This window comes from Cellulomonas sp. P2_B4, from assembly GCF_056404795.1.
This window is the reverse complement of the sequence record NZ_JBFUDI010000005.1, coordinates 136444-160708: the sequence shown is the minus strand read 5'-3', so window position 1 is coordinate 160708 and position 24265 is coordinate 136444. Positions and strand designations below refer to the sequence as shown.

The window sequence follows — 24265 nt, the reverse complement described above, 5'->3', positions numbered from 1 at the left end:
CCGAGCCGTCCCCGTGACCGACCCGCGCGCCCTCGTCGAGCGGCACGCCGCCTTCGCCGCCGATGCGAGCGCCGTCCTCGCCGCGGTCGACGACGCCCTCGCCGCCGTGACCGACCTCGTCACCGCGCGGCGCGAGGACCGCGTCCGCGCCGAGCTGTCGCGGGTCGGCGTGGAACGCCTCGGCGAGCTGACCGACCGCAACCTGCGGCTGCGCTCCCTCGCCGACGCCGGCCTCACCACCGCCGCGGACCTCCTGGGTCGCACCCCCGAGCAGCTGGACGCGGTCCCCGGCGTCGGCCTGCAGACGGCCCGGACCGTCGTCGCCGCGGTCGCCCAGCTGGCCGACACGGTCCGCGCGAGCACGTCGGTGCGCATCGAGCCCGACCGCACCGGCCGGCGCGACACGTCGTCGGACGCCTCGCTCCTCGCCCTGCTGAACCGCCTGCGCCGCCTGCGCCCGCTCGTCGAGCCCCATAGGCGCCGGCTCGTCGAGTACTCGTCGTCGGTCCGCGACCAGCTCCCGGACGCCCGCCGCGGCACCCATCCGATCCGGCTGGCCCTGTCCCGGTCGCGCACCAAGATCCGGGCCCGCGCGGCACTCGCCGCACTCGACGGCTGGGACACCCGGCTGGCGGACCTGCCGGCGATCGTCGCGACCCTGCTCGCCGCGACCCGTCTGCCCGACCCGACGACCGCGGCCCTCTGGGACGACTTCGAGCAGCACAGCCCGACCTACTACACGACGCTCGAGCAGATCGTCCCGGTCGGCGACCGGGTGCTCGCGGCCCGCGGCCTGCTCACCACCGAGCTGGCCGACCTCGTCGCCACCCAGCCCCTCGACCTGGCCGCGCTGCGCGTCGAGCTGCGCGGGTACCAGGCCTTCGGTGCGCGGTTCGTCCTCCGCCAGGGGCGCGCCCTGCTCGGCGACGAGATGGGCCTCGGCAAGACCGTGCAGGCGTTGGCCGTGATGTCGTCGCTGGCCGCGGCGGGCGACCGGCGGTTCCTCGTCGTGTGCCCGGCGAGCGTCCTGGTCAACTGGGTGCGCGAGATCGCCTCGCACAGCGCCCTGGTCCCGCACCGGCTGCACGGGCCCGACCGTGACGCGGAGGTCGAGGCGTGGCTGTCCAACGGAGGCGTCGGCGTCACCACCTACGAGGGGCTGGCGCACGTGCCGGTGTCCCCTGTGGGGCTGCTGGTCGTCGACGAGGCGCACTACGTGAAGAACCCGTCCGCCCACCGGTCGCGCCTGGTCGAGCAGTGGACGTCGCAGGTCCGGCGCGTGGCGTTCCTGACCGGCACGCCCCTGGACAACGAGCTCGAGGACTTCCTCGCCCTGGTCCGGCTGCTGCAGCCCGAGCTGGCGGGGATGCTGCCGCGGCACCTCGGTCTGGTGGGTGCCGACGTGTTCCGGCAGTCGGTGTCGCCCGTGTACCTGCGCCGCAACGCCCGCGACGTCCTGGTCGAGCTGCCCGAGCTCGTGGTGGTCGACGAGTGGGAGGAGCTCTCCCCGGCCGGCGAGGTGGCCTACCGGGCGGCTGTGGAGAGCGGCAGCCTCATGGCGATGCGCCGCGCCGCGTTCGTGGGACCGGACTCCACCAAGCTCGAGCGGCTCGTCGAGATCGTCGACGACGCCGCGCTCAACGGCCACCGCACCGTGGTGTTCAGCTACTTCCGCGACGTGATCGACGCGGTCGTCGCCGCGCTCGCGGGTCGGCCGGTCTTCGGGCCGCTGACCGGTGACGTCGCCCCCGACGAGCGGCAGGCGATCATCGACGCGTTCTCGGCGGCCGACACCAACGCGGTCCTCGTCGCGCAGGTCACCGTCGGCGGTGTCGGGCTGAACCTGCAGGCCGCGAGCGTGGCGGTGCTGTGCGAGCCGCAGCTCACGCCCGCGGCCGAGGCGCAGGCGTTCGCGCGGCTGCACCGGATGGGTCAGGTGCGCAGCGTGCGCGCGCACCGGTTGCTCGCCGAGGGCGGGGTCGACGAGCGGATCACCGAGATCCTGGCCGGCAAGCGCGAGGTGTTCGACCAGTTCGTGCGCGAGTCCAGCCTGGCCGCGGCGACCGTCCGGGCCGTCGACGTCACGGAGGCCCAGCTCGCCCGCGCCGTCGTCGCGTCGGAACGCGCACGCCTCGGCTACCCATCGACCGCGGACGCATCCACCGACGCACCCGCAACCGACGCCGCCATCACCGACGCGTAGGACCTCACATCCCCGCGGTGGCCCGCAGCGCCACCCCCACCCACGTGCGCCAGGGCCGCCACCCCTCGGCGACCTCGGCCAGCCGGTCGGGCTCGAGCGGACCGTCCTCGCCGAGCGCTGCGGCGACCGCACCCCGGACCATCGGCTCGTTCACGGGCAGGACGTCGGTGTGGCCGAGCGACCGGACCAGGACCAGCTCGGAGTAGAACGGCCCGATCCCCTCGAACGCCTGCAGCTGAACCCGCGTCTCGTCAGGGTCCTGGGCGCGCAGGGTCGCGGTGTCGAGCCGACCGTCGAGCGCGGCCCGGGCGATCGCGTGCATGCGGTGCAGCTTGAGCTCGGGGATCGGTCCGAACTCGTGCACCGCGAGCAGCTGCTCGGGCAGCGGGACGGCCGCGACCTCCTCACCGGCGACGGTGAACCTGCGGCCGTGGGCCCGGGCGAGCTGCTCGCGCACCGCGGCCATCTGCCGCTGCGGCCGCCGCGCGGACAGCACCGACCAGAGCATGGCCTCGTACGCGGAGTAGAAGAGCGGCGGACGTAGCCCGGGACGCTTGCTCTGGGCCCCACCGACGACCGGGTCCCGGGTGCCGAGCTCGTCGTACCCCGTGGCGTCGACGTCCACCGAGATCACGCGCGCGACGTGGTCGGCCACGCGCTGCGGGTCCGCGTCGCCGAGCACGTCGACGTGGAGCAGCTGAGCCGACGGCTGGGTCACCGCGGCGGCCACCTGCTCGGAGTACCCGTCCAGGCAGAACGCCAGGCGCATCACCGACCCGCTGCCGCCGTCGCGACCCCCGAACCCGAACCCGATGGTCTGGGCCAGGTCGAACCGGCCGGACACGGGCACCTCGACGACCGTCATGCCACCGACGTTAGGCCCGACCGCCGACAAGGCAGCTGTCACTGACGGGGCGACCGTCGCCAGCCCGGCCTACGCTCGACCGCATGAGGGACGTCACGCTGCCGGACGGTCGGACGCTGCACGCGTACGACGTCCCGGTCGCCGACGAGCGGCTGGCCGTCTTCTGGAACGCGGGCACGCCGAACACCGGCGAACCGCCGGAGCCGCTGTTCGAGGCGGCCCGCGAGCGCGGCATCCGCTGGATCGGCTACGACCGCCCGTCCTACGGCGGCTCGAGCCCGCATCCCGGCCGGTCGATCGCGAGCGTGGCCGCGGACACGGCGGCCGTCGCCGACGCGCTCGGCCTCGACCGGTTCGCGGTCATGGGCCACTCCGGCGGCGGACCGCACGCGCTCGCCTGCGCCGCTCTCCTGCCGGACCGGGTCGTCGCCGCGGTGAGCGGCTCGTCGCCCGCACCGTACGGCGCCGAGGGCCTCGACTACTTCGCCGGGATGGGCCCGTCGGGACGCGCGGAGCTCTCGGCCGCCGCGCAGGGTCCCGAGGCGCTGGCGGCGCAGCTCGCGACGGGCGAGTTCGACCCCGACATGTTCACCGCCGCCGACTACGCCGCCCTCGAGGGCGACTGGGCCTGGGTCGGGAAGATCGCGGGCGCGGCCGGCGCCGCCGGGCCCGACGGGATGATCGCGGACGACCTCGCGCTCGTCGGCCCCTGGGGCTTCGACCTGGCGACGGTGCGACCGCCCGTGCTCCTCTTCCACGGCCTCGACGACCGGATGGTGCCCAGCTCGCACGGCGCGTGGCTGGCCGACCACCTTCCGACGTCGACCCTCTGGCTGCGGCCCGGGGAGGGGCACGTCTCGGTGCTGGCCTGCGCGCCCGCAGCACTGGACTGGCTGATCGACGGTTCTGGGCGCTGACCTGTGCTGATATGGGCACATGACGAGCGAGTACATTCCCCCGGACGTGGTGTCCACAGGCACGCTGCCCGGTCGCGAGCGGGTGATGGAGCTCATGCAGGAGGCGCACGACCGGTTCGCGGGCGTCGACGAGGGCGAGGTGGCGGACTACATCCCCGCCCTCGCGCAGGCGGACCCCGGGCTGTTCGGCCTCAGCATGGTCTCGGTGACTGGGGCGGCGCACGGCGTCGGTGACGCGCGGCACGAGTTCTCCATCCAGTCGATCTCCAAGGCGTTCGTCTTCGCGCTCGTCTGCGACGCGCTCGGACCCGAGAAGGTGCTCGAGAAGGTCGGCGTGAACAACACCGGCCTGCCGTTCAACTCGGTGATGGCCCTGGAGCTGAACGCCGGCAGCCCGATGAACCCGCTGGTCAACGCCGGTGCGCTCACCACGACGAGCCTGACCCCCGGCGAGACGGCCGCGGAGAAGTGGGCGTTCGTGCGGGCCGGGCTGTCGGCCTTCGCCGGGCGACCGCTCGTGCTCGACGACGAGGTGTACGCGTCCGAGGCCGCGCACAACCGTCGCAACCAGGCGATCGCGCGACTGCTGGAGAGCTACGGCCGCATCACCCACGACCCGCTCGAGGCCACCGACGTCTACACGCGGCAGTGCTCGCTGCGCGTCTGCGCCGAGGACCTGGCCGTCATGGGCGCCACGCTGGCCGACGGCGGGGTCAACCCGGTCACCGGCGAACGCGTGGTCGACGCGTCGGTGTGCCACTACGTCCTCGCGGCGCTGGCGACGAGCGGGCTGTACGAGCGGTCCGGCGAGTGGCTGTTCAGCATCGGGCTGCCCGGCAAGAGCGGGGTGTCCGGCGGCATCGTGACCGTCGTGCCGGGCAAGGGATCGCTCGCCACGTTCTCGCCCCGCCTGGACGCCGCGGGCAACAGCGTCCGGGGCCAGCTCGCGACGCGGTACCTCTCGGCCGCCCTCGGTCTGAACCTCTTCGCGTCCCGCCCAGAACCCAGGACGGGCTCCCTCTAGGCCCGAAAGGGCAATATCGTATCCGGAATGTCCCCTTCGTCCCCTTCTGACGAACCGCAGACACCGGCACCGGTGGCGCGCCAGGCGCCCCTGCCGCGACCGACGTATGTCCCGTCCGGACCACTGCCGGGGCCGCAGCACAGCCGGACCACCGGCTCGACCCTCTGGTACGTCGCGCGGATCGTGGGACTGTGCGTGCTGGCCGTCGCCCTCGTCTCCGTGCCGCTGGCGTGGGTGCAGCGGGACCCGCCTCCGAGCAGTCAGGCCGACTCGTCGACCACGCCCGACGACGAGTCCACCGCCGACGAGCTGGGCTTCTCGATGGCGACCCCGGCACCCTCCGAGAGGGCGTCCGACGAGCCCACCGCGGCCGTCGTGCCGCCGCCCGTCCCGCAGGCCGAGGGGCCCGTCGTCGGACCGACCTCGAAGCCGACCCCCACACCGACGCGGTCGGCGAAGGCCAAGGTCAAGGCCACCGCGGGCGCTGCAGCTCCTCCGGACGCACTGGGCGATCCCGCACCGGCGGCTGCCCCGCCCGCGGACCCCGCACCGCCCGCGGTGCCCCCGAAACCGCCGCTCGTCGTGCCGCCTCCGCAGACGGCGCTCACCGACGACATCGTCGCGCTCACCAACGCCGAGCGGGCCAACGCGGGCGTCCCGCCGTTGGCCTACAGCCAGTGCCTCACCGACCAGGCGAACTACCGGACGGCCGTGCTCGTGTACGAGGACCGGTTCGAGCGCGAGTCCCTGGATCCGGTGATCGCCGCCTGCGGGACGGGCGGCGGCGGCATCGCGGAGAACGTCAGCCGCGGGACGGGCGACGCCGCGACGATGGTGCAGGGCTGGGTGGGCTCGAGCCTCCTGAACCCCGACTTCGCGAGGGTCGGGGTCGGCTGCACGCTCGGGCCGAGCGGCCAGGTGTGCTCGCAGATCTTCACGGGTTAGGGCCTTCTGACACGTCCCGGTGCGGACTGCTGTGGGTGAAATTCACCCGATAGGGTGCCGGGATGCCGCAGAGCCCTCCCTCGGAACAGCCGCCTGGGCGCGCGGCTGCCCGTCGCAGCGACCAGCGGCCTCCGGCACGCCCCGGACCCCAGCACTTCTCGGGGTCGCGGTCGCTGCTCCTGGGCGCTGGTCGCGTCGTCGGCCTCGTCGCGCTCGGCGCCGTGCTGATCACCGTCCCCCTCGTCTGGGGCCACCCGGCCGGTTCGACCGACGACGCGCAGGCGGCCGGCCAGGCCGACCTCCAGGCAACGTCCGCGACGAAGCACCCGACGCCCTCGGCAACCCCGTCGGCAAGCCCGACCCCTACGCCAGAACCGACGCTCGACCCCGCCGCCGAAGCCGCAGCAGCGGCGGCCGCCCAGGCCGCCGTGGACGCCGCCGCAGCAGCCGCAGCCCAGGCGGCCGCCGCGTCACCCGCACCAGCACCTGCTTCGGCTCCGGCTCCGGCTCCTGCTCCGGCAAAACCTGCCCCGGCACCGCCCGCGCCCGCACCTGCCGCCGCCCCCGCGCCCCCGCCGCCCGCGGCGCCGCAGACGTCGCTCACCGATGAGATCGTCCGGCTCACCAACATCGAGCGCGCCAAGGGCGGCCTGGCGCCGCTGACGATCAGCCCGTGCCTGACGGACCAGTCGAACAAGCGCACGGCCGTGCTGGTCGCCGAGAACCGGTTCGAGCACGACCCCCTGGGCCCGGTGGTCCAGGCCTGCGGCATGCAGCACGGGATGGGCGAGAACCTGATCCTGGGCTACAAGGACGCCGCCGCGGCGGTCGCCGGCTGGATGGGCTCCGAAGGCCACCGCAAGAACATCATGAACGCGACGTACACCCAGATCGGTGTCGGCTGCACGCTCGGCCCGAAGGGTCAGCTCTGCGGGCAGCTGTTCACGGGCTAGGCCCGGTTCGTCCGCTACGTTCGGGCTAACCGCCCACCGTGTGAGGGGATCGTCCCGTGTCGGTGCCACTGGAACCCACAGCCATCGAGGTCGCACCGCGTTCGGTGCTGCAGAAGGTCCTCGACTGGATCGAGCGCGTGGGCAACAAGGTCCCGCACCCCGTGATCATCTTCCTGATCCTCATCGGGCTGATCATGGTGCTCTCGGCGGTCTTCCAGGCCGCCGGCTCCAGCGTCACGTTCGAGCAGGCGCAGCTCGGTGCCGACGACGTGCAGACCGTCACCGTCGCGGCGCAGAGCCTGCTGGACGCCGACGGGCTGCGGTTCGTCTTCACGTCGCCGGTGTCGAACTTCAACTCGTTCGGCGTGGTCGGCGTGATCCTCGTGGCGATGATCGGCGTCGGGATGGCCGAGGAGGTCGGCCTGATCCAGGCGTTCATCAAGCGGCTGGTCAAGGTCACGCCACCGCGGGCGATCACGTTCATCATCGTGCTGCTCGGCGTCCTGTCCTCGATCGCGACCGACGCCGGCTACCTGGTCCTGATCCCGCTGTCGGCTGCCGTGTTCTACTCGCTCGGCCGGCACCCGCTGGCCGGTCTCGCCGCGGCGTTCGCGGGCGTCGGCGGCGGGTTCGCGGTGAACATGCTCATCACGCCCGTGGACGGCATGCTCGCGCAGATCACCAACGAGGCGATCGCCGACCCCGCGCACCACGTGGCGATCACCGGCAACCTCTACTTCTCGATCGCCTCGACGCTGCTCGTCACGATCGTCGCGACCCTGCTCACGGAGAAGTTCGTGGAGCCGCGCCTGGGTCCGTACCACCCGAGCGAGGGCCCCGAGACTGCGGAGACCGAGGCACCCTCCGGCGAGCTCAGCCCCGAGGAGCGCAACGGCCTGCGATGGGCGTTCTGGGGGTTCGTCGGCGTCACGGTCGTCGTCCTCGCCCTGACGCTCCCGCCGAACGCGGTGCTGCGGAACCCGGAGACCGGCAGCCTGATCGAGAACAGCCCGTTCCTGAACTCGATCATCTTCCTGATCCTCGTCTACTTCTTCGTGATGGGGCTCTGCTACGGCCGTGGGGCCGGGACGATCAAGGGCTCGATGGACGTGATCAACCCGATGACCAAGACGATCGCCGGGCTGTCCGGGCTGATCTTCCTGCTGCTCGTGATCAGCCAGTTCATCGCCTACTTCAACTACTCGAACCTCGGCACCATCGCCGCGGTGAACATGGCGGACACCCTCGAGAACGCGAACCTGAGCACCGTCTGGCTGATCGTCGGGCTCATCGCGGTGACGGCGATCATCGACATCTTCATCGGCGGCGTGGTGCCCAAGTGGGCCATCTTCGCGCCGGTGTTCGTGCCGCTGTTCATCCAGCTCGGCATCTCGCCTGACCTCGCTATGGCTGCCTACCGCGTCGGCGACTCGCCCGTGAACGTGGCCACGCCGCTGATGCCGTACTTCGCGCTCATCGTCATCTTCGCTGAGCGGTACCGGCGCAAGGTGGGCGTGGGGTCGGTGATCTCGTTGATGCTCCCGTACACCGTGGTGCTCCTGGTCTCGTGGACCGCGCTCCTCGTGGTCTGGTACCTGCTCGGCATCCCGCTCGGCCCCGGGGCGTCGATCTACCTCAACTGAGGCTCAGACCGGCCAGATCACCGGGATCAGCCCGACGCCGACGACGAACCACGCGGCCGTCGTCGCGAGCCCGAGCTTCCAGTACGACGCGAACGTGTACCCGCCGGGCGTCATCACGATCATGTTGGCGGGCGTGGCGATCGGGGTGAGGAACGAGGCCGCGCCGGCGACCGCGACGAGCATGAGGACGGGCGGCAGCGCGAGGCCCGCCTCCCCAGCCACCGCCAGGGCGATCGGGGCGATGATCAGCACCGTCGCGGTGTTGCTCACCACCTGCCCGAGCAGCAGAGTCACGACGAAGAGTGCCGCCAGCACCAGCCGCGGGTCGCCGTCGCCGACGAGGTCCAGGAGCCAGCCCGCGACGAGGTCAGCCGCCCCGCTCGACGCGATCGCGACGCTCAGCGGGATCAGCCCGCCGACGAGCACGACGGTCTGCCAGGAGACCGCGCGGTAGGCCTGCGGGACGTTCACCACGCCGAGCACGACCATGGCCGTCGCGCCGATCAGCCCGGCGATCGCGGGCGGGACCACGCCGGTGGCCAGCAGGACCACGGTCCCCGTCAGCACGGCGACCGCCCGCCAGGCGAGCGGCCCGAACGCGACCGTCTGCCGGCGCACCATCTCCGGGCTGTCGACGAGCAGCACGTCCTGGTCGTCCGCGAGCGCCTCGACCGCGGGCCACGTGCCGTGCACCAGCAGCGCGTCCCCCTCGGCCAGAGTCGTGCGCTCCGGGAACCGGTCCCTGCCCAGGCGCCGGACCGCGAGGATCGTCACGCCCGACCGGACCGCGCCGGGGAACACGACCTCGCCGATGATCCTCGACCGCGGCGGCACGACGAGCTCGGCGACGCCGACCTCACGACCGAGCAGGGCCTCCCGGGTGCTGCGCGTCAGCGGCTTCGAGGCGATGCTCAGCCCGTGCGCCTCGGCGAACGCCGTCGTGCCGTCCCCCGTCGCGACCAGGACGTCACCGTGCACCGCCACGTGCCCCTCGTCGGCAAGTTCCCCGTTCTCCTTCTGGATCCCGATGAGCACCACGTCGGCCGGCAGGTCCCGCGGGACGGCCGACGAGGCCGTGACCCGCAGGCGGAAGAAGCCCTGGTCCAGCCGGTAGTGCTCGACCAGGCTGTCGAGGTGGCCGGAAAAGTCGGCGGGCAGCGACGTGGGCGTGCGGTCCGGGAGGAGGGGCTTTCCGACGAGCACCGACACCGCGACCGTCACCAGGACGAGCGGCAGGCCGATCAGGCCGAACTCGAAGAAGCCGAACGTCTGGCCGGTCGCCTCGAGCAGGGCGTCGGACACGATGACGTTGACGGTGCTGCCGGACAGGACGAGCAGCGCGCCCGCGCTCGCGGCGAACGCGAGAGGCATGAGCATCTGGGACGTGGACCGGCCGGCGCGCCGGGCGGCGAGCACGACGACCGGCAGGAGCGCCGCGGCCGCGCCGTTCGGGGTGACGAGCGCCGCCATCAGCGCGGACAGTCCCATCAGAGCGACCAGGAGCCTGGCGCGACCCGTCCCGGCGCGCGCGATCAGCTGCTGCCCGGCCCAGGCCGTGACGCCCGAGGACTCGAGCCCCTCGCTGAGCACGAACAGGCTCGCGATGAAGATGACGACCGGGTCCCCGAACCCCGCGACCGCCTGCGTCGCGTCGATCAGGCCGGTCGCGTAGAGGGTCAGGGCCGTGAGGATGGCGACCACGCCCACCGACAGCCGGTTCCAGACGAACAGCCCGACGCAGCCCGCCAGGACCAGCAGGCTCACGGTCGCGTCGGACATCCCCGTCCTTCCCTCCGAGGGCCCTTCCGGCCCGGTGCTAGCGTGCCCGATATGAGCCGACGCGTCGCCTCCCTCGCCGGGCTGGCGGGGCTTGTCGTGCTCGCCCCCCTGCTCGCGGCGTGCACAGCGTCGCCGTCGTCGGCCCCGCCCGTCGACGACCCGACCGGCACGTGGGGCGCGTCGACGACCGAGGGCCAGGCCTACCTCGACCTGGCCGCCGACGGCACCGCGTCCGGGTCCGACGGCTGCAACCGGGTCACCGGCTCGTGGAAGGTGTCCGAGACCGGGGTCAGCTTCTCGTCCTGGGCGACGACGAGGATGTACTGCCCCGAGGTCGACGCGTGGCTCTCGACGTCGGTCGCCGGACTGGTCAACGACGACCACCTGACGCTGATCGACCAGTACAACGTGCCGGTCGGATCGCTCCAGCGGACCTCCTCCTAGGCGTCGCCCGACACGTCCCGCGGTCGGCGGCGCCGCCAGAGCAGCCACGACATCACGACCGCCGCGACGACGACCGCGGCGATCACCGGGGCACCGCTGCCCCCGCCGGACCCGTCGGCCGAACCTTCGTCGGCCGGACCTTCGTCGGCCGCGGACGGGGTCGGGCTCGACGCCGGTGCGTCGCCGATCGTCGTGCCCGCGGACGCCGTGAACGAGAACTCCCCGGTGATCGGGTGGCCGTCGACCGAGGTGACCCGCCACGTCACCGCGTACTCGCCCGCCGGCAGCTCGCCGGCCAGCTTCTCGGTGACCGTCGAGTCGACGAGGACCGGGTCGCCGTCGCTGACCAGCGTGCCGTCCGGGCTGCGCACCTCGATCTCGGTGCCGAGTGCCAGGGCGGGCTCGTCGAACGTGAGCGTGACCTGCTCGGGTGCCGTCGCGACGGTGGAACCGTCGGCCGGGTCGGTGCTGCGCAGCACGTTGTGTGCCTGCGCGGCCGTCGCGCCGAGCAGGCCCAGACCGGCCGTGACCAGACCGACGAGGGCGATCGTGATCGTGCGCATCGCCCGCACCGACCCGGCCGACATCAGGCGTCCACCCGACGACGGCGCGACACGAGCGCGACGACCAGGGCACCGGCGCCGAGGACGACGCCGACCAGCCCGAGCGTCCGCGCGAGGGTGTCGGGCTCGGCACCGTCTGCGTCGTCGGCGGCCACCGGCTCGGCACTGGGCTCGACGCTGGGCTCGGCACCGGGCTCCGCTGTCTGGCCGTGGCCCTCGGCCTCCGCGGCCGTCGTCGTGAACTCGGGTGCGGGGTGCTCGGGCTCCTCGCCGCTGTCCGGCGTCGGGTCGGCCCAGTCCACCACCGTGCCGTCGGTGTACGTCTGGTGCGTGGGCAGGACCAGCTCGGTGCCCTCGTCGGGAAGCGGGCCGACCGAGAGGGGGAACTGCTGGAACTGGCCGTCGGCGATCTCGCTGCCGGGGTCCGCGGTCCAGGTCACGGTCGCCGGCGCCTCCGTGAGCGTGGTGCCGAAGAAGTCGACGGGCTCGGGCAGCGGTGCCGTGGTGACGGTCGCTGTCCAGCCCGGGACCGGCTGGGTCATCACCGACAGCAGCGGGTGGTCGGTGGGGAGGTCGACGACGACCTTGCTGGTCGCGGCGGTCGACGACTCGTTGGGGACCCGGACGGTCAGGACGGTGAAGCCGCCCGCGGTCGTCGTTGCCGGGTCGATGTGGACGTGCGCCGAGGCCGCGGCGGCCGGGAGCGTGACGAGCGCGAGGCTGGTGACTGCGACCGCGGCGACGCGGGTGCGGCGGTGGATCGAGGACATGAGGGGACTCCTGTGGCAGGGCTGGTCGACGAGGGTGTGCGGACGCGCACGTCCGGGCCGACCTGCCTCGGAGGAGCTCAGGCCGCCAGCGTGACGTGCGCGCGTGACGTCGGCGGTCCGCGCAGAGGGACGACACCGACGTCGCACCGGCCGGCGACCCGAGGGGTCTCGATGGAGACCGGCAGGACTGCGGACGCGGGCAGCGTGACCGGGGCCAGCAGCGCGACCAGCGGGCTCAGCCAGGTGGCGATCCAGGTCAGCGTGCGGTCGGTTCCCGCGATCAGCAGTGCCGTGACCAGGGTCGCGACGACGTGCAGGACGAACATCGCGGTGCCACCAGTGCTGCCCATGTGCTCGGGGGATGCCGTGCAGGCGATCTGCACCGCGTGCGCGTGCCCTGCCATCTCGCCCGTCGGCGCGCAGCCCATGTCGCTCATGGCACCGAACGCCTGGTGGAGCCCGAGCTGGCCGACGCCCAGCACCGCGACTGCGGCCGGAGCGCCGATCCGTCGGCCGGCGACGGGCAGCGCCGCGGCGAGCACGACCGCGGCAAGAGGCACCAGCACGATGGTCCGCGGGATCTGGCCGCCGCCGAGCACGTGCGCACCGAGCGCGAGGCAGAGGGTGCTCATCGCGACGACGAACGCACGCGCGAGGCGCGCGGGTCCGGTCGCGGGTGCAGGCACGGGCGCAACGGTACCGGCGGCCACGCCCGGACGGCACCCGCGCTCCGACGGCGTCACGGCTCGCGAGGCTTCCGGCCGGCGCGGGGTGCTCCCCGCTCCTCTAGGCGTTCGCGGGGTTCGTCGCCTTGCCGTCGAGCCACAGCTCTTCGGACTCGTCTCGGTGGACCCCGTCCGTGCCGACGTGCTTGGTGCTGATCGCCGGGCCCTTCTTGATCACGTGCACGATCGCCATCGCGTGCCCGCGGCCCAGGTCGTAGTCCTCCTTGAGCCAGTCGACGATCACGCCGGCCTTGACGGAGGGGTCGTCGTAGCCCCGCTCCTTGCCGAGGTCGACGATCTGGCGCGGGGTCAGCCCGGTCTTCTCCTCGATGTTGTCGAGGTACGCCTGGAACGACATGCACTCTCCTCCTCGCCGGTCCGCGCACGGCGCTCGCCGCCGTTCGAACCTCGACGGCGGGCAGATCGGGCCGGAACCACACGCGCCGGTCGCACGGTTGCCTTCCCGACGGAGTCTGCCAGCGCCCTGGCGACCATGGGAGAGCGGAGACGGGGTCGAGTCAGAAGGGTGGGTCGTCGGCGCGACGGTCTGCACGCCGACCAGCGGCCTGTCGGGCAAAGCCGGGTTCCCGATCCCACGAGCGACGAACGCTCCTGAGGTGCACCGCGGGTGGCCCGACGTCAAAACGGTGGGGGGTAGTCGGCGCGACCGTCGGCGGAGGGCCGCGGCGACTCGACCGGCCGCGCTTCGCCGACTCCTGGCGCACCGATCTGCGGGATCCCGGAGGGCGGTTCGTCGGGCGGATGCGCGGGCGTTCGCGCTCGTGGCGGGTCCCCGGAGGGCGGCTGGTCGGGCGGATGCGCGGGCGTTTGCGCTCGCGGCGGGTCCCCGGAGGGCGGCTGGTCGGGCGGATGCGCGGGCGTTTGCGCTCGTGGCGGGTCCCCGGAGGGCGGCTGGTCGGGCGGATGCGCGGGTGCTTGTGCTTGTGGCGGCTCGCCTGGCGGAGGTTGGCCCGGTCGCTGTTCGTGGAGACGGGCAGCGAGGGTTGCGAGGCTGGTGGGGTCGGTCAACGTACGGCTGGGCTGGCGGTAGTAGGTGAACCCGAGCCAGGACGTCCAGATCGTGATGCCGGTGGACCGCTCGTAGGTGACGGTCCACCGTTTCGCCGTCTTGGCCCGGTGGTGGTGGCGGCACAGAGCGTGCAGGTTCTCCACGCACGTCTGCCCGTGCGCCGGCTTGGCCGGGTCGAACGGCGCGCGGTGGTCCAGGTCGCAACGGACCGCGGGCTGGCGGCAGCCAGGGAACGTGCAGGTGACATCGCGGGCCAGGACCGTGCGGGTCACGTCGATGCCGGGCTTGTAGGACACCGACCCGGTCTCGCACACCAGACCCGTGGCCGGATCGGTCAGCACCCGGCGCCAGGTCCCGTCCTGGGCGAGCTGACGGGCCAACGGTGCGGTGATCGGGCCGTAGGAGTCCAACCACCCCGGGTCCTCGTCCACACCGAGCAGCGTGGACGCGGCGACGGTCACGTTGATGGAGACGGCCTGACCGTGCCGACGTGGCACCGGGGTTCCGTCCGGGGTCTCCTGCCGCTCCAGGATGCCCACGAACACGTCGGTGAACGCGTCCGCGCGCCGCTGATCCGCTGTGCGTCGATCCCCACGCGCCCGGGTCGTGCGCGCCAGCGCGTCGACCGCGGTGAACACCATCACGGCGTCCTGCGCTGGCAACAACGCACTGACCCAGGCGACCCCGTCCACCGACGGCGTCAACGACACGCACCGGTCCTCGACCGACCTGACCCGGCGCCGTTCGGCCGCGGTCGCGTCGGCGAGCAGGACCTGCTTGCGCACGTGCTGGACCAGCTGCGGACCGGTCAGGGTCGCCGCTCGCTCGACCGCGTCTGCGATCACGACCGGTTCCACCGTGGCGGCGTCCTCATTGAGGTAGGCGGTCTCCTTGAGGATCACGTCCACCTTGCGCGCGTCCACCCGCCCCGCGGCCCACGCCTGGCGCAGCGCCGGCCGTGCACCGACCAGGCACGCCCGCACGACCAGGTCCTGCGCCGCGCGCCGTGTCATCGCCAGCTCCGCCGCGACCTGGTCCGCGATCCACTCGTCCGGCACCGACGCGCGTGCCCCGAGCTCGGCCAACCACATCGCCTGCGCGGCCTGCACCGCGCACAGCGCCTGCTGCCACCCCGCGACCCCGTTGACAAGGTCCCCGTCCGAGACGTCCGCCGGATCCACCGCACCCAGCAGCGCCACCAGCTCCGCCGGGCTCGCCGACACCGGGAACGAGGGGAACACCGAGTCCCGCCACGGCGCGAACCGACCAACCGCGTCGCCGGAGCCTCCGAACTCCGGCGACGACGCGCGGACCACGGAGTCCTGGTCCGGGACGTCGACTGCCGCACCGCACGAACACGCGCACGAGCAGCCACCAGACGCCGGCCGCAGGTCCGTGGCCGGGTCCGGGGCGGGCGCATCGAAGGTCGTCGTCATCGTCGCCACCCCCGATCGAACTGACCCGACCGCACCGGCCGTTCGAACAAGTGTACGAGCGACCACCGACACCCCGCCGCGGTCCTCCACAGGCAGATGGTCGAACCGTCGGGGCGCACGTGGCGGCTTCGTGATCGTCGTGAGACGCTCCCTGCTCATCCGACGCCAGGGGAGACCGGAATGACCCGACCGACGCAGGCATCGGCATGAGCGCGACCGACGAGATCGACGATCCGGAGCGGACCGAGGCGACCGAGGCCACCGAGGCCACCGAGGCTCGGTTCGCCGCGGTCCAGCGCACCTTGCACCGGCTCCCGCACCCCGTGCGGGTGGTCGTCGTCGCGGGGTTCGGCGGGGTGCTCGTCCTGGCCGGTCTCGCGATGCTCGTCCTGCCCGGGCCCGGGTTCCTCGTGATCCTGGCCGGGCTCGCCGTGCTCGCGTCGGAGTTCGTGTGGGCTCGTCGGATCCTCGAGCGGACGAAGGCCACCGCGAAAGCCGGCCTCGACAAGGGCAGGGCCGCCGTCAAGCGCAAGCGCTGACCAGAAGGGTCGGCTAGAGGCCCGAGCGCAGGCGGTGGTACGTCTTGCGGAGCGGCGGCGCCATCTGGAACAGGGCGAGCACCGCGAAGAACAGTGTGTTGATGCCGACGAACACGCTGAGCGCCTCTACGAACGACGACTCGAGCACGGAGGACGGCAGCAGGTTCGCCGGCACCACGTGGGGGAGCAGCGGGAGCGCCAGGACGGGCAGCGGCAGCACCGCGAGCGCCGGGCGGGGCACGTAGTTCCAGCCCGCCTTGCGGCGCGTGAGGATCTGCCAGATCGCCGACACGAACGTCGACTGCAGGAACAGCGAGTACGCGAGCTCGATGAGGAGCGGGAAGGCGACGAGCCGTCCGCGCCATCCCGCCGCCCACGCCGTGACCACGCGCTCGAGCAGGAAGATCGCACCGATCGCGAGCCAGAACCCCGACCACACGAAGCTGTCGGCGGCGAGGATCCCGATCGCCATCAGGAGCAGGTACGAGTTCAGCGCGACGACGCCGTACGCGAGCGCGAGCTGCTGGCCCCAGTAGCGCGAGGTGGTGCGCGTGAAGCCGTACGCGCTGACGTTCTCCAGCGCCCCCCGCATCCAGCGCAGGCGCTGGCGGAACAGGTCGCGCCAGGTACCCATGACCTCCGTGGTCACCCGGCAGCGGGCGGGGGAGATCATGCCGGCGCCCAGCGACTTCAGCGCCAGGGTCAGCTCGTTGTCCTCGGTCATGGCCACGGCGTCGTAGACCTCACCCCAGCGACCCGGGATGAGCGATCCCCGGGCCTCGGCGACCGCGCGCAGGGCGTACGCGCGGAACACCGACGCCGTGCCGGTGAGGACGAACAAGCGCCCTTCGCGACGACCGAGCACCCGCTGGTAGCGCGTGAACTCGTTGCGCTGGAGCTGGCCCAGGACCCGCGCACCGTCCTCGCCCGAGAAGAGGCCGCCGATGGCCATGAGGTCCGGGTCCTCGTCGAGAAGCCCGAGCGCGACCTCGAGGAAGTCAGGCGTGATCGTCGAGTCCGCGTCCATGACGAGGACGACGTCCTCGACGCTCGACTCCGGGAGCAGCCGGGCCAGGACCTGGTTGAGCGCACCAGCCTTGTGCTCGACGTTGCCGACGGTCTCGTAGACCTCCACCCCGGACGCGTGGGCGATGGCGACCGTCCCGTCGGTGCAGTTGTCCGCGATCACGAGGATGCGGTCGGGTCGTCGGACCTGACCGTGCAACGAGTCCAGCGTGAGCTTGAGGATGGCCTCCTCGTCGTGCGCCGGGATGAGGACGGTGCAGCGCACGGTCGTCGGCGAGCTGCTCTCCGGCGGCAGCGCGGTGAGCGGCCACTCCGGCGGCGCGTCGAGCTCGAGCGTCCGCACCGCAACCGGTCCCAGGACCAGGCGCGCCATCCGTGCCGACTCGCCGGGCAGCGGATCCGTGATGCGTCGACCGCGGGACAGGACGCGGATCGCACCCGCGGCGTGCAGCGCCACCATGCCGACGAAGAACGCCACCACCGCGAGCGCGACGGCCAGCACGATCGAGGTCCGCGGCGCGCGCAGCGCCACGTCGACCGGCAGGATCACGACCCCGGCGTCGTTCGACAGGAGCGGAGGTCGGTCGGTGGCGATCAGCCAGATCGCGATCCCGAGCAGGGCGAGCGCCAGCAGGCTCAGCCCGACGGCGACCCCGCCGAGCCGTGCCGCCCTGCTCTGCCACGTGACCGGTTCGCCCATCGCGGCGCTCCCTGTCCGCCGGCGGCGTGCGGCCGGCAACTCGCGGCCGGCCAGATGCAGGCTCTGACCAGGGAGTCTGGCACGCCGGTCGCTGCCGGCTCGGCGGCGCGCGGACTACCGGTTCTGGCGCCAGCTGAGGATGGCGACGCCCAGTCCGCCGAGCACGATGAACACCCCGACCCAGATGAGCAGGCTGCCCAGACCCGCGAACCCGAGCGCGGCCAGGCCGACGCCGATCAGCGCGATGATGAGCCAGACCGGCATGTCTTCTCCTCGGAGGTAGCGGGGAGCGCCACCGTACAGCGGGCGCGGGCGACGCTCGCCCGGGCCGTGCCAGCGGCTGACCCGGGCGAGGTCGCGACGAGCGTCAGGGGACGATGTGCCCCGCGGCGCGGAAGAGCTCGTACCACTGGGCACGGGTCAGCGGGATCTCGGAGCCGAGGGCCGCACCGCGCACCCGGTCGGGGCTCGTCGTGCCCAGGACCACCTGCATCTGCGCGGGGTGCCGGGTGATCCAGGCCGTCGCGATGGCGATCGGCGGCACGTCGTACTCCGACGCCAGACGGTTGATGACCGCGTTGAGCTCGGGGTACTCCGGGTTGTCGAGGAAGACGCCCGTGAAGAAGCCGGCCTGGAACGGAGACCACGCCTGGATGGTGATGTCGTGCAGGCGGCAGTAGTCGACGATGCCGCTGTCGCGGGAGATCGACTGGTCCTCGTCGAGCATGTTCGACGAGACTCCCTGCGCGACGATCGGCGCATGGGTGATCGACAGCTGGAGCTGGTTGGCCACGAGCGGCTGCTTCACGTAGCGACGGAGCAGCTCGATCTGCCCCGGCGTCTGGTTGGAGACGCCGAACGCGCGCACCTTGCCGGCGGCGTGCAGCTCGTCGAACGCGCGGGCGACCTCCTCGGGCTCGACGAGGGCGTCCGGGCGGTGCAGCAGCAGGATGTCGATGTAGTCCGTGTCCAGCGCCGCGAGCGAGCCGTCCACCGACTCGATCAGGTGCTCGTAGGAGAAGTCGAAGTACGGACCGCTGGGCACGATGCCGGCCTTCGTCTGCAGGATCAGCTCGGCGCGGTCCGCGGGCGTGAGGCGCAGCGCCTCGGCGAACCGGCGCTCGCAGCCGTGCAGCGGGGACCCGTAGACGTCGGCGTGGTCGAGGAACGCGATCCCGGAGTCGCGCGCCGCGGACACCAGCTCGCGGACCTCGTCGTCGGTCTTGTCCTGGATGCGCATGAGGCCGAGCACGACGTTGGGGACGACCATGTCGGTGCCGGGCAGGGTGAAGGTCTTCACAGCGGTGTGGTCCTCTCGGTGGTTTAGTCCACCGTCGAGACTAATCCCCTCAGGCGGTCGGTGGGTCGCCGAGGACCTGGATCTCACGGCAAACGATCACATGAAACTTGCGTTCGTAACCACAGCACGTATGTTTAACGCCATGGACAGCCCCTCCCGCCAGCACCTGATCGTGCAGCGCCTCCGCGAGACCGAGCGGCTCGACGTCGCCGACCTGGCCCTCGAGCTCGACACCTCGGAGGTCACCGTGCGCCGTGACCTCGACGCCCTCGCGGCCGCGGGCGCCCTGCGCCGGGTGCACGGCGGCGCGGTCAGCCTGCTGCTGCGCGGCGAGGAGCTGCCGTTCGCGCTGCGGGAGGTCGAGTCGTCCACGGCCAAGGAGGCCATCGCCGCCGCCGTCGCCGGGATGATCAGCGACGGTGAGGCCGTCATCCTCGACAGCGGCACCACGGGCCTGGCGCTCGCGCGCCGGCTGGTGAACCGGCGCCTCACGGTCGTCCCGCTCTCGCTGCCCGCCGCGCACGTCCTGTCCGCGAGCCCCGAGACCACGCTCAAGGTCCCCGGCGGCACGTCGCGGTTCGGCGAGGGCTCCCTCGTCGGCCCCATGACGGAGGCGTCCCTGCGGGCGCTGCGCGTCGACACCGCGATCATCAGCTGCTGCGGCCTGTCGATGGCCGACGGCGTCACCGCGTACGACGACGTCGAGGCCGCCACCAAGCGCGCCGCGATGGCCAGCGCCCGCCGCACGATCCTGGTCGGCGAGGCCGCCAAGTTCGTCCGCACCGCCCTGGCGGTCGTGTGCCCGCTGACCGAGTTCGACGTGCTGGTCACCGACGACGAGACCCCGCAGGACACCCTCGACGAGCTCCGCCGCGCGGGGATCGAGGTGCACGTTGCCTGAGCAGGTCACGACCCTCAAGAACGCCCGCGTCGCCGTCGCCGTCCTGTTCTTCACCAACGGCGCCGTCTTCGCCAACCTCTTCCCCGAGTACCCCGCCATCAAGGAGGACCTCGGCCTGAGCAACGCCCAGTACGGGCTCGCGATCGCCGCGTTCCCGGTCGGTGCGCTCCTGGCGGGCCTCGCCGCAGGCGTCCTGATCCGACGCTTCCGCTCGTCGCGCGTGGCCGTCGTCGGCACGGTCCTGACCGCGTTCGGCGTGCTTCTGGCCGGCGTCTCGGGCACGTGGGCGCTCCTCGCGCTCGGACTCCTGCTGGCCGGTTCGATGGACGCGATCACCGACGTCGCCCAGAACGCGCACGGCCTGCGCGTCCAGCGCCGCTACGGCCGATCGATCCTCAACTCCTTCCACGCGGTCTGGAGCATCGGCGCCGTGACCGGCGGCCTGATGGGTGCGGCCGCGGTCGCGACGGGCATGGCCCGAGGGCTGCACCTCGGCATCTCCGCGGTCGTGTTCGCGGTCGTCGCGCTGTCCGCGTACCGGTTCCTGCTCCCGGGTCACGACGAGGACGATCGGCCGGCGTCCGACGAGGCCCGCACGAACCGCAGCGTGTGGTCGCCGGCGCTCGTCGGCACCATGGCCGCTCTCGTCCTGATCGCCGCCGCGGGCTCGATCGTCGAGGACTCCGGCAGCACCTGGGGTGCCGTCTACCTCTCGGGCTCGCTCGGCGCGCCCTTGTCGATCGCCGCTCTCGGTTTCGTCGCGCTCACCGGTGCGCAGTTCGTCGGCCGCACCATCGGCGACCGCATGGTCGACCGGTTCGGGCACCGCGCGATGGCCCGCTCCGGCGGCGCGCTCGTCGCGGTGGGCATGGGCCTCGCGCTCGCCGTCCCGACGGTCCCCGGCACGATCGCGGGCTTCGCGGCCGCCGGCTTCGGCATCGCGACCCTCGTCCCGTCGGCCATGCACGGCGCCGACAGCCTGCCGGGCCTGCGCGCCGGCACGGGTCTGGCCGTCCTCGGCTGGCTCATGCGCGTCGGGTTCTTGCTCTCGCCGCCCGTCGTCGGCCTGATCGCCGACGAGACCTCGTTGCGGGTCGGCCTCCTCGTCGTGCCCCTCGCCGGTCTGGTCGTCGTCGCGGCGTCGCAGGTGCTCGACGGACGCCGCGTGCCCGAGCGCGAGGAAACCCTCGACCGGGTCTGATCGTTCACGGGGTACCAACCCCGGGAGGATCCGATGACCTGTCCCAAGTGCGGCGCCGAGATGCGGATGTACGAGCGCAACGGCGTCACCGTCGACCAGTGCACCGGCTGCCGCGGTGTGTTCCTGGACCGCGGCGAGCTTGAACGGCTCATCGACGCGGAGGGCTCGTACTACGGGTCTGCGCAGCAAGCGGCCACGCCGGCGCCACGGACCGACGACCGGTACCGCCCTCCGCCGCACCTCTTCATGGGTGCCTGCCCCGGTCCCCTCAGACCCTCGGCAGACGCAGGGTGACGATCTGGAACGGGCGCAGTGCAAGCTGCACGGCCCCCTCGGTCGTGGCGACCCCCGGCGCCTCGACGTCCCGCTCCAGCAGGTCCACCGCCCGGGCCCCCGACACCGCGAAGGACGGCGTGAGCGTGCCCTTCGCGTGTCCCCCGAGCGACTCGTACAGCCGCACGACCACGTCACCGCTGCGGTCCTCGGCCAGCTTCACGGCCTCGACCACGATCGCCGGGTTGTCGACGACGACCAGCGGCGCCACCGGACCGGCCCCCTGCACGACGCGCGCCGGCAGGTTGGTCCGGTAGCCGTCCTCGATCGCGTCCGCGATCCCCGCGCCCGGGTGCAGCACCGTCGTGAGCCGGTGGTGACCCTGGTCGGCCTCGGGGTCCGGGAACACCGGCGCGCGCAGGAGGGACAGACGGACCGTCGTACCGGTGCCGCCCTCCCGACGCGTGACGTCGTGCCCGTACGTCGCGTCGTTCGCGATCGAGACCCCGTAGCCGGGCTCGCCCACGTGCAGCCAGCGGTGCGCGCAGATCTCGAACCGGGCGGCGTCCCACGACGTGTTCGTGTGCGTCGCGCGGAACACGTGGCCGAACTGCGTCTCGGCGGCGGACCGGTCGGCGTGCACGTCCAGCGGGAAGGCGAGCTTGAGCAGCTTCTGCCGCTCGCGCCACTCGATGTCCGTGACGATCTCGATCGCCGCGCTCCCGCGCCGGAACGTGAGCTCCTGCACCAGCGTCGAGGAGCCGAACGTCCTCGTGGTCCGGACCACGACGACGTCGGCGGTCTCGGTCACCACCTCGCGGCTGTCCGCGTCGAGCAGGTCGGTGCCGACCCGGCGGTACTCCGTGTCGATGTCCCAGGCGTCCCACTTGGCCGGGGTGTCCCGGTGCAGCTGCAGCAGGTTGGCCAGCGTGCCGGCCGGGATGACCTCACGGTCGGCCACGAGGTCGACGAGCGAGTCGATCTGGCCGCCCGAGGTGAGGTGCACGTCGATCAGGCCGTTGCGGATACGGATGGTCGCGTCGTCGGAGCGGAGGAGCTGGACGGGGTCGCCGACGGGCGCCGCCGTCTCACCGGCCCCGAGGGCGGCGACGCCGTCCCGGCTGTGCGGCGCGGCGTTCAGCAGCAGCGGCGTGTCGCCCGAGCCGACGACGGCCTGCGTGGAGGCGGCGATCAGCGCCTCGAGCTCGCCCCCGATGCGGGCGTACGTCTCCTCGGCCTGGCGGTGCACCCAGCCGATGGACGACCCCGGCAGGATGTCGTGGAACTGGTGCAGGAGCGCCGTGTGCCAGAGTGTCTCGAGCTCGTCGTACGGATACTCGACGCCGTTCTGTACAGCCGCCGTCGTCGCCCAGAGCTCGGCCTCGCGCAGCAGGTGCTCGGTGCGACGGTTGCCCTGCTTGGTGCGCGCCTGGGACGTGTACGTGCCGCGGTGGAACTCCAGGTACATCTCCCCGGACCACACCGGCGGGTGCGTGAACTGCGACTCCGCGCGCTCGAAGAACGTGTTCGGGCTGCCCAGCTCGACGCGCGGCGCACCCTCGAGGTTCTCGAACCGTCGGGCCGACGCGATCATCTCCCGCGTCGGACCGCCACCACCGTCGCCCCAGCCGTAGGGCACGATCGACGACGCCGCGACGCCCTTCTCGTTGAAGTTCGCCTCGGTGTGCAGCAGCTCCTTGGCGGACAGGTCGGAGTTGTACGTGTCGACGGGCGGGAAGTGCGTGAGGACACGGGACCCGTCGATGCCCTCCCACGTGAACGTGTGGTGCGGCATGCGGTCGGTGTCGTTCCAGGACAGCTTCTGCGACACGAACCACTTCGACCCCGCCGCGCGCACGATCTGCGGCAGCGCGCCCGAGTACCCGAAGGAGTCCGGCAGCCAGACGTCCTGCGTCTCGACGCCGAACTCCTCGAGGAAGAACCGCTTGCCGGCGACCATCTGCCGGGCCATCGCCTCGGAGCCGGGCATGTTTGTGTCGGACTCGACCCACATGCCGCCGACGGGCACGAACTGGCCGGCCGCGACCTTCTTGCGGATGCGGTCGAAGACGTCCGGGTAGAACTCCTTCATCCACGCGTACTGCTGCGCCGACGAGCACGCGAACACGAAGTCCGGGTTCTCGTCCATGAGAGCCAGCACGTTGGAGAACGTGCGGGCGCACTTGCGGACCGTCTCGCGCAGCGGCCACAGCCAGGCGGAGTCGATGTGCGCGTGGCCGACGGCGATGGCCAGGTGTGCCGAGCTCGAGGCAGGGGCGTCGAGCAGCGGACGCAGCGCGGCACGGGCCACGCCCGCGGTGCCGGAGACGTCGTGCGGGTCCACCAGGTCGATGACCGCGTCGAGCCCGTACCGGATGCTCGCGGCGCGCGTGGAGTCCGCGGGCAGCTCCTTCATCAGCCCGACCAGGGCCACGAGGTCCTGCCACAGCTCCCATACCGCGATATCGCGCAGCGCGATGTCCACGACCTTGAGCTCGTACTGCGGGTCGGTGCCCGCGGTCGCCAGGTCGCCGTAGGGCGTCGGCACGAAGCCGAAGTTGCTCGCGATGTTCGGGTTGCCGGCGGCCTCGACGTAGACGTCGACGGACGACCCCTCCGACCACGGCACCGCCTGGTTGAACGGCGAGACGCCCTTGATCGTCGTGCCGTCGGCGCGCCAGACGAGACCCTCGGCCTGGAAGCCGGGGTTGTCCTTGTTGAAGCCCAGGTCGACGACGAGCTCGACGGCCGTACCCGCGAACGGCCAGCCCTCCGGGACGGACCCGGTGACGTGGAACCAGGTGGTGCTCCATGGAGCGCCCCAGGCCAGACCCGGGGCGACCGGCTCGTACGACTGGGCGACCGCGTCGCGGAACGGCACCGGTTCACCGGGCGCGGACCAGGCCGTCAGGTCGAGCGCCACGCGGTCGCGGTAGATCGCGGGGACGATTCTCTCCGAGACGAACCGGTCGATCCGGCCTTCGGTGAGCAGGGGGTTGCCGTGCATCGTGCTCCTCTTTCCGTGCGG

22 protein-coding genes are annotated in these 24265 nt (G+C 72.5%); 11 read left to right on the top strand and 11 right to left on the bottom strand.

Going from position 1 to position 24265, the window contains the following annotated elements; all coding sequences use genetic code 11:
* Window positions 1-13: 13 nt before the first annotated feature.
* A complete protein-coding gene (locus AC1DZC_RS10070) occupies window positions 14-2203 on the top strand; it encodes a DEAD/DEAH box helicase (RefSeq protein WP_477043150.1) in 2190 nt (729 codons plus the stop codon).
* 4 nt (window positions 2204-2207) lie between these two features.
* Here AC1DZC_RS10070 and AC1DZC_RS10065 read toward each other — a convergent pair whose 3' ends face one another.
* Window positions 2208-3068, bottom strand: a complete 861-nt coding sequence (locus AC1DZC_RS10065) for a DNA-3-methyladenine glycosylase family protein (protein WP_477043149.1) — start codon at window positions 3066-3068, stop codon at window positions 2208-2210.
* An 83-nt stretch (window positions 3069-3151) separates the two neighbouring features.
* On the opposite strand from AC1DZC_RS10065, the gene AC1DZC_RS10060 reads away from it, so the two are divergent.
* The 5 genes from AC1DZC_RS10060 (at window position 3152) to AC1DZC_RS10040 (ending at window position 8550) form a co-directional block, all read left to right on the top strand.
* The gene (locus tag AC1DZC_RS10060; protein ID WP_477043148.1) at window positions 3152-3985 is read left to right on the top strand and encodes an alpha/beta fold hydrolase; all 834 of its coding nucleotides are present in this window, start codon (window positions 3152-3154) and stop codon (window positions 3983-3985) included.
* A 19-nt stretch (window positions 3986-4004) separates the two neighbouring features.
* Window positions 4005-5009, top strand: a complete 1005-nt coding sequence (gene glsA, locus AC1DZC_RS10055) for a glutaminase A (RefSeq protein ID WP_477043147.1) — start codon at window positions 4005-4007, stop codon at window positions 5007-5009.
* 72 nt (window positions 5010-5081) lie between these two features.
* On the top strand, window positions 5082-5954 hold the full coding sequence (locus AC1DZC_RS10050; RefSeq protein WP_477043146.1) for a CAP domain-containing protein: 873 nt from the start codon (window positions 5082-5084) through the stop codon (window positions 5952-5954).
* 62 nt (window positions 5955-6016) lie between these two features.
* Window positions 6017-6907 carry a CAP domain-containing protein gene (locus AC1DZC_RS10045; RefSeq protein WP_477043145.1) on the top strand — a complete coding sequence of 297 codons (891 nt, stop codon included), beginning with the start codon at window positions 6017-6019 and terminating at the stop codon, window positions 6905-6907.
* 56 nt (window positions 6908-6963) lie between these two features.
* Window positions 6964-8550, top strand: a complete 1587-nt coding sequence (locus AC1DZC_RS10040) for an AbgT family transporter (RefSeq protein WP_477043144.1) — start codon at window positions 6964-6966, stop codon at window positions 8548-8550.
* Window positions 8551-8553: 3 nt separating this feature from the next.
* Here the strand turns inward: AC1DZC_RS10040 and AC1DZC_RS10035 are convergent, their stop codons facing one another.
* Window positions 8554-10329: an SLC13 family permease gene (locus tag AC1DZC_RS10035; RefSeq protein WP_477043143.1), complete on the bottom strand. Its 1776-nt coding sequence runs from the start codon at window positions 10327-10329 to the stop codon at window positions 8554-8556.
* A 51-nt stretch (window positions 10330-10380) separates the two neighbouring features.
* Between AC1DZC_RS10035 and AC1DZC_RS10030 the strand changes: the two genes are divergently transcribed.
* Entirely contained in the window at window positions 10381-10773 is a 393-nt protein-coding gene (locus tag AC1DZC_RS10030; protein ID WP_477043142.1) for an META domain-containing protein, read from the top strand.
* On the opposite strand, the gene AC1DZC_RS10025 is transcribed toward AC1DZC_RS10030, so the two are convergent.
* From AC1DZC_RS10025 to AC1DZC_RS10005, 5 genes are all read right to left on the bottom strand, one after another.
* Complete coding sequence (locus AC1DZC_RS10025; protein ID WP_477043141.1) at window positions 10770-11336, bottom strand: copper resistance CopC family protein; 567 nt, start codon at window positions 11334-11336, stop codon at window positions 10770-10772. The two genes, AC1DZC_RS10030 and AC1DZC_RS10025, sit on opposite strands and share 4 nt — an antisense overlap.
* Before the next feature lie 23 nt (window positions 11337-11359).
* Window positions 11360-12106 carry a YcnI family copper-binding membrane protein gene (locus AC1DZC_RS10020; protein ID WP_477037595.1) on the bottom strand — a complete coding sequence of 249 codons (747 nt, stop codon included), beginning with the start codon at window positions 12104-12106 and terminating at the stop codon, window positions 11360-11362.
* A gap of 77 nt (window positions 12107-12183) precedes the next feature.
* Window positions 12184-12792, bottom strand: a complete 609-nt coding sequence (locus tag AC1DZC_RS10015) for a hypothetical protein (protein WP_477043140.1) — start codon at window positions 12790-12792, stop codon at window positions 12184-12186.
* Between the two features lie 100 nt (window positions 12793-12892).
* Window positions 12893-13189 carry a DUF4287 domain-containing protein gene (locus tag AC1DZC_RS10010; protein WP_477037597.1) on the bottom strand — a complete coding sequence of 99 codons (297 nt, stop codon included), beginning with the start codon at window positions 13187-13189 and terminating at the stop codon, window positions 12893-12895.
* Window positions 13190-13470: 281 nt separating this feature from the next.
* Entirely contained in the window at window positions 13471-15297 is a 1827-nt protein-coding gene (locus AC1DZC_RS10005; protein WP_477043139.1) for an HNH endonuclease signature motif containing protein, read from the bottom strand.
* Window positions 15298-15503: 206 nt separating this feature from the next.
* Here AC1DZC_RS10005 and AC1DZC_RS10000 point away from each other — a divergent pair, with 206 nt between their 5' ends.
* Window positions 15504-15836 (top strand): PGPGW domain-containing protein, encoded by a 333-nt coding sequence (locus AC1DZC_RS10000; protein WP_477043138.1) that lies wholly within the window; start codon window positions 15504-15506, stop codon window positions 15834-15836.
* Between the two features lie 13 nt (window positions 15837-15849).
* On the opposite strand, the gene AC1DZC_RS09995 is transcribed toward AC1DZC_RS10000, so the two are convergent.
* From AC1DZC_RS09995 to AC1DZC_RS09985, 3 genes are all read right to left on the bottom strand, one after another.
* Complete coding sequence (locus AC1DZC_RS09995) at window positions 15850-17562, bottom strand: glycosyltransferase family 2 protein (protein WP_477043137.1); 1713 nt, start codon at window positions 17560-17562, stop codon at window positions 15850-15852.
* Window positions 17563-17676: 114 nt separating this feature from the next.
* On the bottom strand, window positions 17677-17826 hold the full coding sequence (locus tag AC1DZC_RS09990) for a hypothetical protein (protein WP_477037601.1): 150 nt from the start codon (window positions 17824-17826) through the stop codon (window positions 17677-17679).
* Window positions 17827-17929: 103 nt separating this feature from the next.
* Window positions 17930-18862: an aldo/keto reductase gene (locus AC1DZC_RS09985; protein ID WP_477043136.1), complete on the bottom strand. Its 933-nt coding sequence runs from the start codon at window positions 18860-18862 to the stop codon at window positions 17930-17932.
* 142 nt (window positions 18863-19004) lie between these two features.
* On the opposite strand from AC1DZC_RS09985, the gene AC1DZC_RS09980 reads away from it, so the two are divergent.
* Genes AC1DZC_RS09980 through AC1DZC_RS09970 form a run of 3 tightly spaced genes read left to right on the top strand, consistent with a single transcriptional unit; the run spans window position 19005 to window position 21258 of the window.
* On the top strand, window positions 19005-19763 hold the full coding sequence (locus AC1DZC_RS09980; protein ID WP_477037603.1) for a DeoR/GlpR family DNA-binding transcription regulator: 759 nt from the start codon (window positions 19005-19007) through the stop codon (window positions 19761-19763).
* The gene (locus AC1DZC_RS09975) at window positions 19756-20964 is read left to right on the top strand and encodes an MFS transporter (RefSeq protein WP_477043135.1); all 1209 of its coding nucleotides are present in this window, start codon (window positions 19756-19758) and stop codon (window positions 20962-20964) included. The genes AC1DZC_RS09980 and AC1DZC_RS09975 overlap by 8 nt, the downstream gene beginning before the upstream one ends.
* 33 nt (window positions 20965-20997) lie before the next feature.
* Complete coding sequence (locus tag AC1DZC_RS09970; RefSeq protein ID WP_477043134.1) at window positions 20998-21258, top strand: TFIIB-type zinc ribbon-containing protein; 261 nt, start codon at window positions 20998-21000, stop codon at window positions 21256-21258.
* Here AC1DZC_RS09970 and AC1DZC_RS09965 read toward each other — a convergent pair.
* Window positions 21233-24244: an alpha-mannosidase gene (locus AC1DZC_RS09965; protein WP_477043133.1), complete on the bottom strand. Its 3012-nt coding sequence runs from the start codon at window positions 24242-24244 to the stop codon at window positions 21233-21235. The genes AC1DZC_RS09970 and AC1DZC_RS09965 overlap by 26 nt on opposite strands.
* Window positions 24245-24265 lie beyond the last annotated feature (21 nt).